This window comes from Terriglobales bacterium, from assembly GCA_035691485.1.
GTDB lineage: Bacteria > Acidobacteriota > Terriglobia > Terriglobales > Acidobacteriaceae > JAIQGF01.
Genome location: DASSIZ010000122.1, coordinates 1 through 16,178, shown reverse-complemented (window position 1 = coordinate 16,178; position 16,178 = coordinate 1). Strand labels below are relative to the sequence as shown.

Below are 16,178 nucleotides of genomic sequence, written 5' to 3'. Positions count from 1 at the left end.
TTGTGTCAACTTCCGCCAGCAACGAGTCGGAATGCAAAAAGCTGTTGTTCCGTCGCAACCCGTTGTTGTCGCGCCCTGCTAGGCGCTGCAAGATCAATGAAAATCGTGCGACTTGGTTTCCGCTTCCGTGATCGGCAGCGGCAGCACGCGGTGCGCCTTCACTGAGATGACATTGTCCAGGTTCTGCAACACGCCTTCCACCAGCAAAAACTTTTCTCCGACCAGCAGCAGCCGGTTCTGCTCGAACAGATCGGGAGTAACGATCGCATTAGCGATTCCGGTTTCGTCCTCCAGGCTAAGAAAGACGAATCCCCTTGCCGTGCCCGGCCGCTGCCTCGCAATGACGCATCCGGCCGCGCATACCCACCGGCCATGGGGAATTTTTTCCAGCTCGGCGGCGGTACAAATGCCCTTGGCCTTTAACTCATTCCGGCGATACGCCATCGGATGTGGGCCGACTGTGAGCCCGGTCCCGCGGAAATCCGAGACCAGCCGCTCTTCCCGATCCATCGCCGGCAGCGGCGAGGCCGCATCCGGCTCCGGCACCGCGCGCAGCAGCGGCCCTTCTCCCCGGCTGGCGCTGGCCACCTGCCAGAGAGCATCGCGGCGGTGAAGACGAGGTTTCACGTTTCGAGTTTCACGTTTCACGTCGTCAGGAGTGCTTTCACCTGAAACTTGAAACGTGACACGTGAAACCTGCTCCGCCGCGCCTGCGGAGCCAATAGCGTTCAACGCTCCAATGGCGGCCAGTGTCTCCAGCTCCGTCCGGCGCAGCTCCGGCACTCGCCGTGCCAGGTCGGTAATGGAATCAAACGGCCTCTGCTCCCGGGCACACACCAGCGCATGCGCCGCATCCTCGCGCAGTCCACGCACGTAGCGAAGGCCAAGGCGAACGGCAGGTTTCACGTTTCCAGTTTCGCGTTTCACGTCGTCGGGGTTGCTGTCACGTGAAACTTGAAACGTGCAACGTGAAGCCTCTTCTTCCACCGCGCACAGCCAATCCGATTTCGTTACATCCACCGGCAGAAACCTCAGCCCGTGCCGCTGCGCATCCTTGACTACCGTGGACGGGTGATAGAAACCCATCGGCTGGTTGTTGAGCAGCGCCGCGGTGAACGCCGCCAGGTAATGCGTCTTGAGGTAGGCGCTCGCATACGCCAGCAACGCGAAGCTGGCCGAGTGCGACTCGGGAAATCCGTACAGTGCGAACGAGGTGATGGAATCAATGATCTGTTCCTGCGCGCCGGGCGCGATGCCGTTGCGCGCCATGCCCGCGCGCAGCTTGACCTCGATATCGCGCATCCGTTTTTCCGAGCGCTTGAAGCCCATGGCCCGCCGCAGCTCTTCCGCCTCGCCCCCGCTGAAGCCGGCGGTGATCATCGCCATGCGCAGCAATTGTTCCTGGAACAACGGCACGCCCAAGGTCCGCGACAGCACCGGCTCCAGCGACCGGTGTGGGTAGGTTACTTGCTGCCGGCCCTGGCGGCGTTCCAGAAATGGGTTCACCATTTTGCCGACAATCGGGCCCGGGCGGATGATGGCCACCTGCACCACGATGTCGTAAAACTTCTGCGGGCGCAGCCGCGGCAGGCACGACATCTGCGCCCGGCTCTCGATCTGGAACATGCCGACGGTGTCGGCTTTCTGCAGCGCGGCGTACACCGCCGGATCATCGGCGGGCAGGTGCGCCAGGTCCACTTCTTCGCCGTAATGATCGCGGATGAGCTGGATGGAGTCCTCCAGCACCGCCATCATTCCCAGCCCCAGCAGATCCACCTTGATGATGCCCAGGTCGGCGCAATCTTCCTTGTCCCACTGCACCACCACGCGCCCGGGCATGGAGGCGGGCTCCAGCGGCACCACCGAATCAAGTTGTCCCTGGCAGATCACCATGCCGCCGGAGTGCTGCCCCAGGTGCCGCGGCAAATCCTGCACCGCGAGGCACAGCTCCAGGAATTTACGCATGCGTGGATGTCGCAAGTCGAACCCGGCATAGCGGAACTGCTTCTCCAGGGTTTCGTCCGGGTCCTTGTACTCCCAGGTCCCGACCAGCGATGACAGCCGCCCGATAGTGTCTTCATCGAAGCCCAGCACCTTGCCCATCTCGCGCGCGGCCATGCGCCCGCGATAGGTGATCACGTTGGCCGTCATCGCCGCTCCGCGCTCGCCGTATCGCCGGTAAACGTATTGAATGGCGCGCTCGCGCTGCTCGCCGGAAGGCAGGTCGAGATCGATGTCCGGCCACTCGCCGCGTTCTTCGCTGAGGAAGCGCTCAAACAGCAGGTCCATGCCGACCGGATCGACGGCGGTGATTCCCAGCGAGTAGCAAACCGCGCTGTTGGCCGCCGAGCCGCGTCCCTGGACCAGGATTCCCTGCTCGCGACAAAAGCGCACGATGTCCCACACGATCAGGAAATAGCCCTCGAGCTTCAGCTTTTCGATCAGCGCCAGTTCGCGCTCCACCTGCCGCCGCGCCCGCGCCCGCATGTCGCGCGCCGCCCGCCCGTATCGCTCCTGGAACCCTTCCTGCGTGCGCTGCCGCAGGAACGACATCATCGTCTCGCCCTCCTCCACCGGGTAGCGCGGAAATTCGTAGCCCAGGTCGGCGAGCGTGAACTGGAGCCGCGCGGAAACTTCATTCGTCGCGGCAATCGCTTCCGGCAGATCCGCGAACAGCTTTTCCATCTCCGCCGGCGACTTCACATGCCGCTCGCTGTTGCGCGCCAGCAACCGTCCTGCCGTGGCCAGAGTCCGGTAATGCTTCAGGCAGGTAAAGGCATCGAGGATCTGCCGCTCCTCCGGTTTCGCATGCCGCACGCCGTTGCTGGCGACGATCGGCAGCCCCAGCTCGCGTGCCACCTGCACGGCGAAGATGTTGCGCGCTTCTTCGTCCCGCAAAAAATGCCGCTGCAATTCGACATAAACATTTTCCCGCCCGAAGATGCGCGCCAGCCGCTCGACTTCGCGCTTCCCTTCTTCCATCCCGCCACGCCGCAGCGCCTCCGCCAGCGGACCATCGTCGCCCCCGGTCAGGCAAATCAGCCCGCGCGCATGTTCCTGCAGATCGGCTTCCGTCGCCGCCGTCGCCTCCGCCGGCGCGTCCTTCGGCCCGCGCGCCTTCATCCGTGTCACCAGCCGGCATAGATTCTGATAGCCCTCGCGGTTGGCAACCAGAACAGGCACCACGCAGGGTTCAGGTCTCACGTTTCGCGTTTCACGTGTGGCTCGGGCCGGTGACCCGAGTCGCCGCCGCCCATCTGGAAACGTGAAACTTGAAACGTGAAACGTAACTTCTGCTCCGATATGCGCCTTCAGTCCCGCTTTCTTCATTGCCAGGTGGAATCGCGGCGCGCCGTACACGCCATCGCGGTCCACTACCGCCATCGCTCCCATGCCCTGCTCCGCGCACACCGCCGCCAATTCCTCGGGGACGCTGGCGCCCTCCAGGAAACTGAATGCCGACGCGGAATGAAGTTCTACGTACATTCGGGGAATTTGAAATTGGAAATTTGAGAATTGGAAATTGAACGACAAAACACGCTCGCTGCAAATTTCAAATTCTCAGATTTCAAATCTCAAATTTCACTTCAGTCATAGCTTCCCTCCACCCGCCACTTCCCCTCCACCTCATCGTGATAAATCCGGTACACCGCAACTCCCGCCTCGTTGCGCACCGCCACATCCCACTCCTGCCGCGACCACGCCTGCTCCGTCCACCACTCGCCGGAGGATCGCCACGGTCCCGCACACCACACCACTTCGCCACGCATCGCCGGCCGCTCCGGTGAGGCGACATGGGCCGGTTGCCCGTCTTTCATCGTCACCACCGCCGCCAGCGCCGGCCGAAAGAGGCGGAGCGCGGTCATCGGAGAAGCGGTTGTGGCATACGCGCCTTCGCGTGTGCGGTTCGCGCGCACGTCGCCCGCGGCAAATGGTTTCATGCGCCATCCGTCCACCCGATGTGTATCCAAAATCTCCGCCGACCCAACCCGTGTTTCTGAACCGCATTGCTGATTGTCCATTGTCAATTCTCGATTTTGTTCAGGGCGGTTGGACAATCGGCGATCGTCCATCGGCAATCGGCAAGGGTTTTGCTCTTTTCCCTCGCCGACTACTTTCCTGATCCTTGCCATCGTGACTTCAAGTTTCTCCGCCTCCGGCGCCTGCGGCACGAACAGCCCGCTCTGCGCCCTCCGTGGCTCTGCCGGCTCCGCTCGCAACCAGACCTTCATCACCGGCGCTTGCGGCGGATGCGCTTGCAGGTCCAGTTGCATGAGTTTCAGGAACACTTTCGCATCCAGCATCGGCACCGGCAGGCGCAACGTGCGCTCAACCATTGACGAATTGTCGGATTTACGAATTGTGGAATCGCTTTCGTTTTCAATTCCGCAATTCGGCAATTCGTCAATTCGACAATCCCGCTCCCATTCCAAGTTCATGCGAAGTCGGATCTCGTTCGTCGCCAGCGCCCGCGCCGACAGCCGCGCGCACAACTGCTCCAGCATCCGGTTCAACAGGAATGCGAGCGGCTCCAGCAGGTCCACCGGGTACTCCAGCTCCGCCGCCTCTTCAAACACCAGCGGCGGCTCGGCGATCACCAGCGCGCGCTGCGTTTCGCCGCGTGCCAGCTTCTGCAACTGCAGGCCTTCCTGCCCCAGGCGTTCCGCCAGCGCGACCTCCGGCAGCGCCGCCAGTGCCCGCAGGTTGCGCACTCCCCACCTCTCCAGCGTTTCCAGAATTTCGACCGACGTTGGCGCGCGCTCGCCCCCGAGCCCGTGTTCCTCATTCGACGTCACCAGGATCTCGATTCCCAGCTCTCCCAGCCTCTCCGCCTCCTTGCCTTCCGTGATCACCGTCACGCCCGCCAGCCCGCGGCAGGCCAGCACCGCCGTGTCCGCATTCGACGCCACCGCCACATTCGTCTCCAACCCCATCTCGGAGCAGCGCCGAGCCAGGTCGCGCGCGATCTTTGCCGGGACACCGAAAATCCGCTCCAGGCCCGCCAGGTCGAGCACCACCGTGTCGGACGCCGTGTCTTCCACTCGCGGCGAAAATCCGCAAGCGCAGTCCAGCAACGCCGCATGCGCCGCCGCCTCCCGTTCCGCCGACCGCTGCCGCACCGTGCCGGTGGGTGTGGCACCCAGCCTGTCCTGAGCTTGTCGAAGGACGCCCTCGCGTGGGCGAAAACCGGGACTGCCCTCGCCCGCGAGCGCAGATGCTTCCTCTTTTTTCTTGCGCAACTTCGAATCGCCGCTTGCCTTGCTATCCAACGCGGCAAGCCTTTCTTCCGCCTGCAGCTTGGTCATTCCCGGCTCCACTCCCGCCTGCGCCGCCCGCTCATTGACTGCCGCCACCCGCACCAGCGGCGGCGTGCCCTCCACTACTGCGACTGCCCGCTCGCGCAGCTCCGGTTCGGCGCGCAGGATCGCCTCCACGGGAAAATCCGGAATGTAAATCGCAGCAAACGGCATGACCCATCTCAATTGGTAATTTGCGATTTGTAATTCGTAATTTATTGAGTGTTTGCTGTTCGTGAACAAATCGTCGTAAACCGAACTGTCGTGGCCAAATTTCAAATTACAAATTTCAAATTCCTGTCATCCCGCCCACGCTGTTCTGCTCTCCCACCGCGCTCCCGCCGATTGCACCGGTTTCTTCTGCTGCGCGGCAGAGCGCAAAATTTCCGCCCTGATCTCCAGCCCCGACAAAATCCTTCCGTGCACCGGTTCCTTTTGTGTCGGGCCACTGCTCACCGAACACTGACCACTCGCCGAAAGCCGACGGCCGATAGCCGACAGCTGCATTACCAGCGATGCGCACGTCTTGGCGTGCGGCTCCTGCTCGATGACCAGCAGCGCCGTTCGCGTGTTTTCCACCGCGCGGCGAAACCGGAACCATGAAGTCAGCGGCACCCGGCGCGCCGCCTCCGTCGGCACGTCTCCCAGATCCACTACCACCAGCCCGAAGCCGCCGCCCTGCAGCAGCAGGTCCGTTGCCTTCAGCGCCTGCTCGAGCGAGTCCATTTGCGACTTGTGATTTACCTTTTTCTGGCCACTGGCCACCGGCCACTGACCACTTGCTCCCGACCATCGCCCTAAGCCTGCCCCGAGCGCAGTCGAGGGGGGCATCGATTGCTTCACCCCGTCACCCGATCGCCCGATCCCACGATGTTTCGAGCACCGCACCCACAGCAACCGCTTCAGTTCCACTCCTGCCGCTTCCGCCGATTTCGGATCGAAGCAGTCGCCGGCGTCCACCAGCGCGCACACCTCCCCTTGCCCCGTCATCTTTGACATCACTGCCAGCAACACGCTCGTTCTTCCCGACGACGCCGGTCCACAGATTTCCGTCAATCCGCCGCGCGGCAGCCCCCCGCTCAGCGCGTCCAGTGACTCAATCCCGGTAAGCACCGTGGCCGCCGCCGGCCGGTCGCCCAACCTTGACGCCGGCACCACTAGCTCCCTTTCTTGCAGAACTCCGCCTCGTGAAACGTGAAACGCGAAACGCGAAACCTGCTCACTGGAAACTGGAAACTGAAAACTGGAAACTGCGGTCGCAGCGCTCATGGCAGAACCTCGTCTGGCGGAAGGAACGAAAGCGTAGGGCAGGGGCACTTTCGCTTTTTATTCGCCTACAGGTGGGATTCTGCTACGCCCGGGGAGGGTTGTCAAGAGCACCCAAAAGCCGCTCTGGTGGCTGGTTTTAACAACGAAGAAGTCACAACTTGGAACACCGCCGTCAGGCCTTATGCTCGGGCTCCGGCTCTGAAGGACAGATCGCGGTTGCAGCTCTCCTACGCCGCTTTCGCCCTTCCGATCGGCGGTTCCGCGTACTTGACCTTGCCGCTGTAGGCATCCACGGCAGCATCGCGCAGCGCGATATCGAGCCGCGCCATGGCTTCCTGCGCCAGCCGGTCCGATTCCGCGTCGCCCCGCCGCTGCACCGCCAGACACAGCGGAAAGACCGCGTTGCGCACGTGGTGGTTCAATTCCGCCATGTGCGCGGCCCGCTCCGCCGCCAACCGGTAATGCCGCTCCTCTTGCCGCAGCTCGATCAATAGCGCCGTGATCACCGTAATCAGGGCGGTGACGAAGTTCGCGATCAGCAGGTGGACTACGGCGGCGCGGTCACGCGGCAGCAGCGCCAACCCGACCGTCATCCCGGCAGCGAAGACCATGACGCCGCCCAGCAGAGCTGCACCGACATTTGTGATTCGCTGGCTCACGCGACACTCCTCGGCCATCCGGCCTGCCTTCTTGGATGCAGAATCTCTGCCGCACAGCTCTCCTGACAGCTCTCCAATCTTCTTGCTAAAATCATTTGTCCCCGGCGTGGCGCTATCGTCTAGGGGTTAGGACGGAAGATTCTCAATCTTCAAACCCGGGTTCGATTCCCGGTAGCGCTACCAACTATCCCATCTCACCGCGTGCGATCTCAGTAGCTTACCCCGACACGCGATTAACGGCGTGCGGAAGGGCGGCGCACAGCCTTTTCAGCATGACATGCACCGCCGTCTTGCTCTTACTTCAAACTCCCAGGCTGTGCAAAGAAAGCGACATTCGGGTTAGTAACTATCGCGTCGGTCACGTTCCTGGCTTTCGCCAATCGCGCAAAAACGCTCACATGAAATCCTTGCCGAAACATGTCGTCAGCGATCTGGCTGGCGGTCAAGGCAGTCAGGCTGGCATTTTCGGCGGCAAGAAATTGTGCCAGGAAGTTCCGTGTCAATGCCTCCGAGTCCACACCGGTTCCTCCCTGGATACCACCGGCAGTAGTTACATTGTTCAAGTAGTTTGTGAGCGGGACCGCGTAATGCAGCACGATTCCTGGCGGAAAAGCAGGACTCGTTACGTCGAACCGAAGCTGGAAATTGGCGCGCTCCGGTTCAGTAAGTCCGGCGAATTCAACCGTCCAAACCGCACTGCAAGTGAACTGCACGTAGCTCGACGAGGGTGTTGCTGGAACGTCGAGCGCGAAAATCTCCGGCGAGTCGACGTTTGTCGCAAGCACCGCGGGGTTCGCAGGCGTGATCGTGATGTCGCCTAGTACAAAGTTTTGCGCCGTGAGTCGTAGCTGCGCGTGGGCAGTCGGCGTCAACGCAAAAATCAGCCCGGCAACAGCCAAGCTCCAAAGCCTCATGCGTCCCATGACACACCTCGCTTTCCTGTTTAAGTTTTCTTTTGTCTTCGGGCCTTCTTGGAAGAGGCGGGAATCGTATTGTGGCAACTATGGGTTGTCAACGTCGATTTGGCGCTGTGCCCCGGGGTTCGATTCCCGGTAACCCCGCCGCATTCGCCGCACCGCCAATCGCCAGATTCGCTGCCTGGGTCCCGCACTAAAGGCGTGAAACTTCCGACACCTTCGAAACTTCCTTTTACTTTCACCCGCAAGCTCCGTGTTTCCTTACGCCTGGTGATGAACCTCACTTCCGTTTGTGATGTAGGTCATAGACCCGTCTTTGCCATGCGCGCAAGAATGCCGCAATTCTCGTCATAGCAGCCTGCACCGAACGGAGGTCCACCATGCGTTATCCAGCCGCCGATCCCCTCCTGCTGCGAGCCCCCACGTCGCACTTCCGCGTTGTTGCCGTGGACCTGCAAGACGCCGCCGGCGCCGTTTACTCCGTCGGTGATTTCACCACTTTGGACGCGGCCCAATCCGCCGCCAGCCAGAGGGCCGGCATCGGCAGCCCGGTCTTCATCTACGATGATGCCTGCAAGCTGCTCGAGCGCTTCGGCAGTTGGCACTGAGCGCGCCCCGCTCTAGCCGCTTTTTGGCTTGAGGGAATTGCGGCAGTGGAGTCTCACGACTCATCAATTTTCTCAATCTCCTGCAGCGAAATTCTGCGTTGTACTTACTCCCCTCAAATCGGCGACCTTAATTATTGGGCACGCCTGCTGTTCGCCCGAGGCACGCGCCTGATCACCTGCGAAAGAAGAAGTAGTCACGATGAACCGACCCGCGCCTGCCGGTTTGCCGCCGGCGCAAGGACTTTACGACCCTCGTTACGAGCACGATGCTTGCGGCATCGGCTTTGTCGCCAGCATTAACGGCGCGCGCTCGCACGAAATCGTGCGCAAGGGCATTGAGGTCCTGGTCAACCTCACCCATCGCGGCGCCTGCGGCTGCGATCCCGAAACCGGTGACGGCGCCGGCGTCCTCATCCAGTTGCCGCACAAATTTTTCGCCCGCGAATGTCTTCGCCTGAACCTGGCGCTGCCCGGGCCCGGGCAATACGGCGTCGGCATGATCTTCCTTCCCGTCGAGCGCCACGATCGCCTTCGCTGCGAAGCAATCCTGGAACGCATCGCGCGCGAGGAAGGTCTCACCGTGATCGGCTGGCGCGATACCCCGGTTGACGGCAGCGTGATTGGCCGCGTCGCCCGGGTCTCGCAACCCTACATCCAGCAGATTTTTCTCGGCGCGGCGCCGGAAATGGACGAAGCCGCCCTTGAGCGCAAGCTTTACATCGTGCGCAAGCGCGCGGAAAGCGAAGTCGCCTCCTCCGACATCGAGTCCAGGGAATTCTTCTACGTTCCGTCGCTCTCGGCGCGCACCATCGTCTACAAGGGCCTGCTGCTGGCGCCGCAGATTGACCGCTTCTACAACGAGCTTTCCGATCCTGACGTGGCGAGCGCGCTCTGCCTGGTCCACCAGCGCTTCTCCACCAACACGTTCCCGACCTGGCACCTGGCGCATCCCTACCGCTACATCGCCCACAACGGGGAGATCAACACCCTGCGCGGCAACGTCAACTGGATGCACGCGCGCCAATCGGTCCTCAACTCGCCCCTGTTCGGCGACGATATCAAGAAGCTGTTTCCCGTCATCGCGCCCGGCGGCAGCGACTCTGCCAATCTCGACAATGCGGTCGAACTTCTGCTCCACTCCGGGCGCTCTCTGCCGCACGTCATGGCCATGCTGGTCCCCGAAGCCTGGGACGGCAACCCGCACATGAACGCGAAGAAGCGCGCGTTTTACGAGTACCACGCCACCATCATGGAACCGTGGGACGGTCCTGCCGCGGTCGCCTTCACCGATGGTCGCTGGATCGGCGCCACCCTCGATCGCAACGGCCTGCGTCCCGGCCGCTATGTTGTCACCGACGATGACCTCGTCATCATGGCCTCCGAAGTCGGCGTGCTTCCCGTCGCGCCCAGTTCCGTCCGGCGCAAAGGACGCTTGCAGCCCGGCAAGATGTTTCTGGTCGACACCGTCGAAGGCCGCATTGTTGACGACAAGGAAATCAAGGAGCGGCTCGCCGGCCGTCATCCCTACGGCGAGTGGTTGCAGCAGAACCTGATCACGCTCGATCAGCTTCCCGAGCCCATTCGCGTGCAGGGCCCCGACCACGACACCATCCTGCAGCGACAGCGCGCCTTCGGCTATACCGATGAGGACATCAGGGCCATCCTCACTCCCATGTGCACCAACGGCGAGGAGCCCATCGGCTCCATGGGCACCGACACGCCGCTGGCCTGCCTCTCCGACAAGCCGCAGCCGCTGTTCAGCTACTTCCGCCAGCTCTTCGCCCAGGTCACCAATCCGCCCATTGATCCCATCCGCGAGCAGATGGTGATGTCGCTCACCAATTACATTGGCAGCGAGAGCAACATCCTGGAGGAAAAGCCGGAGAGCTGCCACACCCTGAAACTGACCGCGCCCATACTCTCCAACCGCGATCTGGAAAAGCTGCGGCGCGTCTCGCGCGGCGACCTGCTCGCCACCACCCTTCCCATGCTCTTCCGCGTCGAAGAAGACGGCAAAGGGCTGGAGCGCGCCGTCGAAAGCCTCTGCCGGCGCGCCTCGCTGGCGGTCAAAGCCGGCTACACCCTGCTCATCCTCTCCGACCGCGGTGTCGATCAGGAGTACGCGCCCATTCCCTGCCTGCTCGCGCTCACCGCCGTGCATAACCTGCTCGTCCGCGAAGAAGTGCGGACCCAGGTGGGATTGATCATCGAATCCGGCGAGCCGCGCGAGGTCATGCATTTCGCCCTGCTGCTCGGCTACGGCGCCAGCGCCGTCAATCCTTATTTAGCGATCGAAAGCATCGAAGACCTCGCCCGCCGCGGCTATTTGCCCAACCACATCCCCGGTGAAGCCGCAGTCAAGAATTTCTCCAAGGCGGTTAACAAGGGCCTGCTCAAGACCTTCTCCAAGATGGGCATTTCCACCCTGCAGAGCTACCAGGGCGCGCAGGTCTTCGAGGCCATCGGCCTGAACCGGGATCTCGTCGAGCGCTACTTCACCGGCACGCCATCGCGCATCAACGGCGTTGGCTTTGAAGTGCTCTCGCGCGAGGCGGCGATGAAGCATCAACACGCCTTCCGCCCGTTCACCGAATCGGAAACCGAACTGGCCACCGGCGGCAATTACGCCTGGCGCGCCGGCGGCGAATATCACCTGATTAACCCGACCACGGTGAGCAAGCTGCAGCACGCCGTGCGGCAGGGGAATTACCAGACTTTCAAGGAATTCGCCGACGCCATCGACGACCAGGGTCGTAACCTGTGCACGCTGCGCGGCCTCATGCAGTTCAAGAAATCCGACAAGCCCGTGTCGCTCGAGGAAGTCGAGCCCGCCGCTGAGATCGTCAAGCGCTTCACCACCGGCGCCATGTCATTCGGCTCCATCAGCAAGGAAGCGCACGAGACGCTTGCTATCGCCATGAACCGCATTGGCGCCAAGTCCAATACCGGCGAAGGTGGCGAAGACGAAGCCCGCTTCCCGCGCGATCCGAGCGGCGATTGGCGCCGCAGCGCCATCAAGCAGGTGGCGTCGGCGCGTTTCGGCGTTACCACCAACTACCTCATCAACGCCGAAGAGCTTCAGATCAAGATGGCGCAGGGCGCCAAGCCCGGCGAAGGCGGGCAACTGCCGGGCCACAAGGTTGACGACGTTGTCGCGCGCTTGCGTTGCGCCATCCCCGGCGTCGGCCTCATTTCGCCGCCGCCCCATCACGACATCTATTCCATCGAAGATCTGGCGCAGCTGATCTACGACCTCAAGAATGTCAATCCCCGCGCCCGCATCGCCGTCAAGCTGGTCGCCGAGGTCGGCGTCGGCACCGTCGCCGCCGGCGTCTCCAAGGCGCACGCCGACGTGGTCCTCATCAGCGGTGACAGCGGCGGCACCGGCGCCTCTCCGCTCAGTTCCATGAAGCATGCCGGCATTCCCTGGGAGCTGGGTCTCGCCGAAACCCAGCAGGTGCTGGTGATGAACGATCTCCGCGGACGTATCCGCGTGCAAACCGACGGCAAGCTGCAGACCGGACGCGACGTCGCCATCGCCGCCCTGCTGGGCGCCGAAGAATTCGGCTTCGCCACCGCGCCCCTGGTTGCCATGGGCTGCGTGATGATGCGCAAATGCCACCTCAACACCTGTTCCGTTGGCATCGCTACCCAGGACCCGCGGTTGCGCAAACAATTTACCGGTCAGCCCGAGCACGTCATCCAGTATTTCTTCTTCGTCGCCGAGCAGGTGCGCGAAGTCATGGCGTCGCTCGGCTTCCGCACTGTCGACGAGATGATCGGCCGCGTCGACATGCTGGAGATGAAGCCCGCCATCGATCACTGGAAGGCCCGCGGCCTCGATTACTCCGCCATTCTTCACAACCCGGAAGTTCCGGGCCGGGTCGCTCGCCGTTGCCTGCAACAGCAGGACCACGGACTGCAGCAGGCGCTCGATTACCAGCTCATCGAATCCGCGCGCCCAGCCCTGGAGAATCGCTCGCCCGTCCAGGTTTCGTTGCCCATCCGCAACGTGCACCGCACGGTTGGCGCCATGTTGAGCGGCGAAATCGCCCGTCGCTACGGCTCCGAAGGCTTGCCCGACGACACCATCCACTGCCGCTTTACTGGTTCCGCCGGCCAGAGTTTCGGCGCGTTTCTCGCCAAGGGCATCACCCTGACTCTCGAAGGCGACGCCAACGATTACGTCGGCAAAGGCCTCTCCGGCGGGCGCATCGTGATTTATCCGCCGCGCGACTCGCGCTTCGTGGCCGAAGAAAATATCCTGGTCGGCAACGTCGTGCTCTACGGCGCCACCAGCGGCGAGGCTTTCTTCAACGGCATGGCGGGCGAGCGTTTCGCCGTCCGCAATTCCGGCGCTACCGCCGTCGTCGAAGGCATTGGCGACCACGGTTGTGAGTACATGACCAAGGGCCTGGTCGTTGTGCTCGGCAAGTGCGGGCGCAATTTCGCCGCCGGCATGAATGGTGGCATCGCTTACGTCCTCGACGAGAAAGGCGACTTCGCCAGCCGCCGCTGCAATCTCGCCGGCGTTGACCTCGAGCCCGTGCTCGATCCCGAAGACGCTGGCTTGCTGCGCGCCGTGATCTTCAAGCACGCAAAAGCCACCGGCAGCCCGAAAGCCAAAGACGTTCTGCGCCACTTCGCCGAGCTGCTGCCTCGCTTCATCAAAATCTTTCCGCACGAGTACAAGCGCGTGCTCGGCATCGCCCGCACCGAGCGTCCTTACGTTCCGGCGCAGGTCGCCATGCCTGCGGCCGTGGGGCAGGTGCAACATGGGTAAGACCACCGGATTCATCGAGTACTCCCGCGAGCTGCCCTCGCGCCGCCCGGTCATCGAACGCATCAACGACTGGTTTGAGATCTATCGCGACTTTCCCGAGGAGAAGCTCGGCGTGCAGGGGGCGCGCTGCATGGATTGCGGCGTTCCCTTCTGCCACACCGGGTGCCCGGTCAATAACCTGATCCCCGACTGGAACGACCTTGTCTATCGCGGCCTTTGGCGCGAGGCCGTCCGCCAGCTGCACGCCACCAACAATTTCCCGGAATTCACCGGACGCATCTGCCCCGCGCCTTGCGAAGCTGCCTGCGTGCTCGGCATCAATCAGCCGCCGGTCACCATCAAGGAAATTGAGAAGAACATCGTCGAGCGCGGCTTCCGCGATGGCTGGATCAAGCCCCAGCCGCCGCAGTTCCCCACCGGCAAGCGCGTCGCCGTGATTGGCTCCGGACCCGCTGGGCTCGCTGCCGCCCAGCAACTCCGCCGCGCCGGACACGGCGTCACCGTCTTTGAAAAAGCCGATCGCATCGGCGGCCTGCTGCGCTACGGCATTCCCAACTTCAAGCTCGAAAAACGTCTCCTGGATCGCCGCCTCGAGCAGCTTTCCGCCGAAGGCGTGCAGTTCACCACCCGCGCGCACGTCGGCCACAACGTTCCCGTCGAAGATTTGCGCCGCGACTTTCATGCCCTGTTGCTCTGCGGCGGCGCCGAAGCTCCTCGCGACCTTCTCGTCCCCGGTCGCGAGCTCAAGGGCATTCATTTCGCCATGGAATTCCTGCCGCAACAGAACCGTCGCTGCGAAGGCGACGTTCTCTCCTCGCGAGACGAAATCCTCGCCACCGGCAAACGCGTTGTCATCATCGGTGGTGGCGACACCGGCGCCGACTGCCTGGGCACCGTCCACCGCCAGAAGCCCGCCTCGGTTCACCAGTTCGAACTGATGCCCATGCCCCCCACCGAGCGCGCTCCCCAGACCCCCTGGCCGCTGTGGCCCATGCAATTGCGCGTCGAGGGCGCGCATGAGGAAGGCGGTCTCCGCGACTGGAGTATCAGCACCACCTCCTTTACCGGCGACGAGGATGGCAACGTGAAACAGCTGCATGGCTCGCGGGTTGGGCCGCCGCCAAAATTTGAGCCCATTGCCGGCACCGAGTTCACCATGGAAGCCGACCTCGTCCTGCTCGCCATGGGCTTCACCGGCCCGGTGCGGAATGGCATGCTGGAACAGCTCGGCGTCGCGCTCGATGCCCGCGGCAACGTCGCTACCGGCGCCGATTATCACTCGTCCGTTTCCGGCGTCTTTTCCGCCGGCGATATGCGACGTGGGCAATCCCTTGTTGTCTGGGCAATTTCCGAGGGCCGCCGCGCCGCCGCCGCTGTCGACACCTTCCTTCGCCAGCGCACGCAATAAGGGCCCAAAATGGTTCCTGACCACCCTGTTTCTGACGTTCGCAAAAATCTCAATAAAATCGGGGGAAATCGCGGGAAATCCCTATTCTTCAAAGTTATAATCCGCACCACCTTAATAAGCAGGCCAACTTATGGACTTTGATCAACTCGTAACTTTCATGGAGGTCGCCAAGCTCGGCAACTTCTCCCGCGCCGGGCAGAAGGTATTCCGTTCGCAATCGGCGGTGAGCGCGCAAATCCGCCAGCTCGAAATCGAGTATGGCGAGAAGCTTCTCGACCGCGCCGGCAAGTCCGTCCGCCTCACCCCCGCCGGCGAAATCCTGTTCGAATACGCCAAGCAACTGCTCGCGCTACGCCAGGAATCGCAACGCGCCGTCGCCGACCAGGGCGCAACTCCGCGTGGACAACTCCTGCTCGGCGCCAACGAGGCCACCTGCCTCTACGTCCTTCCCGACGTCTTCGCCGAGTACTCGCGCCTGTACCCGCAGGTGCAGATCAACATTTATCGCAACTTCAGCCGCAAGATCCTGGAGCGCTGCGAAGAGGGCTCCATCGACGTCGGCATCGTCACTCTGCCCGTCAAATCGCCGTCCCTGAAAGTTCAGGTGATCTATCGCGACCGCCTCATGCTCATGGTCGCTCGCGACAGCCCCCTCGCGCAGTACGACTCCGTGCCCATCAGCAAGGTGGCCGAGCAATCGCTCATCTTCCCCAAGACCGGCTACACTCGCCAGGTCCTCGACAAGCTGTTTCGCCCTTACCAGTCCACCATGCGCGTGGTCATGGAATTGCCCAGCGTCGGCATGATCAAGGGCTTCGTCGCCGCCGGACTCGGCGTCTCCATCATCAGCAACAGCTTCGCCACGAAAGAAGTCCGCTCCGGCGAAGTGAAGCTGCTCGCCCTGTCCGACATCGATCTGTGGCGTGAACTCGGCCTCATCTACCGTGCCGACCGCACCCTGCCCCGCGCCGCGACCGCCTTCGTCGAACTCATCCAAAACCGCACCCGCCTGCGCTCCAAGACCAAGTCCGCTTGAACCTCCCCTTGAGCCTCCTCCTTAGCGCCAGCTCGCGAGCCCGTTAGCTTGGTGCAGCCTCCCGACACCTCTTCAGCGATCGACCCATCCAGCGTCACCGACCCCGAATAAAGCGCGAGCTTGCGAGCCCGGTAAGCCTTGTCAGCCCAACGCGTTAGCGTTGGGATACGACACGACAAACTGCTCCAGCCCGAGCGCTAG

9 protein-coding genes and 1 tRNA gene are annotated in these 16,178 nt (G+C 62.6%); 5 read left to right on the top strand and 5 right to left on the bottom strand.

Going from position 1 to position 16,178, the window contains the following annotated elements:
- Positions 1-93 precede the first annotated feature (93 nt).
- The 4 genes from VFI82_15825 to VFI82_15810 form a co-directional block, all read right to left on the bottom strand.
- Positions 94-3,486, bottom strand: a complete 3,393-nt coding sequence (locus VFI82_15825; protein HET7186154.1) for an error-prone DNA polymerase — start codon at positions 3,484-3,486, stop codon at positions 94-96.
- 101 nt (positions 3,487-3,587) lie between these two features.
- Complete coding sequence (locus VFI82_15820) at positions 3,588-5,471, bottom strand: DNA polymerase Y family protein (GenBank protein HET7186153.1); 1,884 nt, start codon at positions 5,469-5,471, stop codon at positions 3,588-3,590.
- A gap of 126 nt (positions 5,472-5,597) precedes the next feature.
- Positions 5,598-6,452 (bottom strand): hypothetical protein, encoded by an 855-nt coding sequence (locus VFI82_15815; GenBank protein HET7186152.1) that lies wholly within the window; start codon positions 6,450-6,452, stop codon positions 5,598-5,600.
- A 341-nt stretch (positions 6,453-6,793) separates the two neighbouring features.
- A complete protein-coding gene (locus VFI82_15810; protein ID HET7186151.1) occupies positions 6,794-7,225 on the bottom strand; it encodes a hypothetical protein in 432 nt (143 codons plus the stop codon).
- 108 nt (positions 7,226-7,333) lie between these two features.
- Here VFI82_15810 and VFI82_15805 point away from each other — a divergent pair.
- Positions 7,334-7,408, top strand: a tRNA-Glu gene (locus VFI82_15805).
- A 113-nt stretch (positions 7,409-7,521) separates the two neighbouring features.
- Here the strand turns inward: VFI82_15805 and VFI82_15800 are convergent.
- On the bottom strand, positions 7,522-8,148 hold the full coding sequence (locus tag VFI82_15800) for a hypothetical protein (protein HET7186150.1): 627 nt from the start codon (positions 8,146-8,148) through the stop codon (positions 7,522-7,524).
- Between the two features lie 374 nt (positions 8,149-8,522).
- On the opposite strand from VFI82_15800, the gene VFI82_15795 reads away from it, so the two are divergent.
- From VFI82_15795 to VFI82_15780, 4 genes are all read left to right on the top strand, one after another.
- Entirely contained in the window at positions 8,523-8,750 is a 228-nt protein-coding gene (locus VFI82_15795) for a hypothetical protein (protein HET7186149.1), read from the top strand.
- Positions 8,751-8,949: 199 nt separating this feature from the next.
- Positions 8,950-13,533, top strand: a complete 4,584-nt coding sequence (gene gltB / locus VFI82_15790; GenBank protein ID HET7186148.1) for a glutamate synthase large subunit — start codon at positions 8,950-8,952, stop codon at positions 13,531-13,533.
- The gene (locus tag VFI82_15785) at positions 13,526-14,941 is read left to right on the top strand and encodes a glutamate synthase subunit beta (GenBank protein ID HET7186147.1); all 1,416 of its coding nucleotides are present in this window, start codon (positions 13,526-13,528) and stop codon (positions 14,939-14,941) included. The genes gltB and VFI82_15785 overlap by 8 nt, the downstream gene beginning before the upstream one ends.
- 130 nt (positions 14,942-15,071) lie before the next feature.
- Positions 15,072-15,977: a LysR family transcriptional regulator gene (locus VFI82_15780; GenBank protein ID HET7186146.1), complete on the top strand. Its 906-nt coding sequence runs from the start codon at positions 15,072-15,074 to the stop codon at positions 15,975-15,977.
- Positions 15,978-16,178: the final 201 nt, after the last annotated feature.

What these genes read in the sequence shown, in the direction of transcription:
- VFI82_15820 (HET7186153.1), bottom strand. Translation starts at nt 5,471, where the DNA reads ATGCCGTTTGCTGCGATTTACATTCCGGATTTTCCCGTGGAGGCGATC.
- VFI82_15785 (HET7186147.1), top strand. Translation starts at nt 13,526, where the DNA reads ATGGGTAAGACCACCGGATTCATCGAGTACTCCCGCGAGCTGCCCTCG.
- VFI82_15795 (HET7186149.1), top strand. Translation starts at nt 8,523, where the DNA reads ATGCGTTATCCAGCCGCCGATCCCCTCCTGCTGCGAGCCCCCACGTCG.
- gltB (HET7186148.1), top strand. Translation starts at nt 8,950, where the DNA reads ATGAACCGACCCGCGCCTGCCGGTTTGCCGCCGGCGCAAGGACTTTAC.
- VFI82_15800 (HET7186150.1), bottom strand. Translation starts at nt 8,148, where the DNA reads ATGGGACGCATGAGGCTTTGGAGCTTGGCTGTTGCCGGGCTGATTTTT.
- VFI82_15780 (HET7186146.1), top strand. Translation starts at nt 15,072, where the DNA reads ATGGACTTTGATCAACTCGTAACTTTCATGGAGGTCGCCAAGCTCGGC.
- VFI82_15825 (HET7186154.1), bottom strand. Translation starts at nt 3,486, where the DNA reads ATGTACGTAGAACTTCATTCCGCGTCGGCATTCAGTTTCCTGGAGGGC.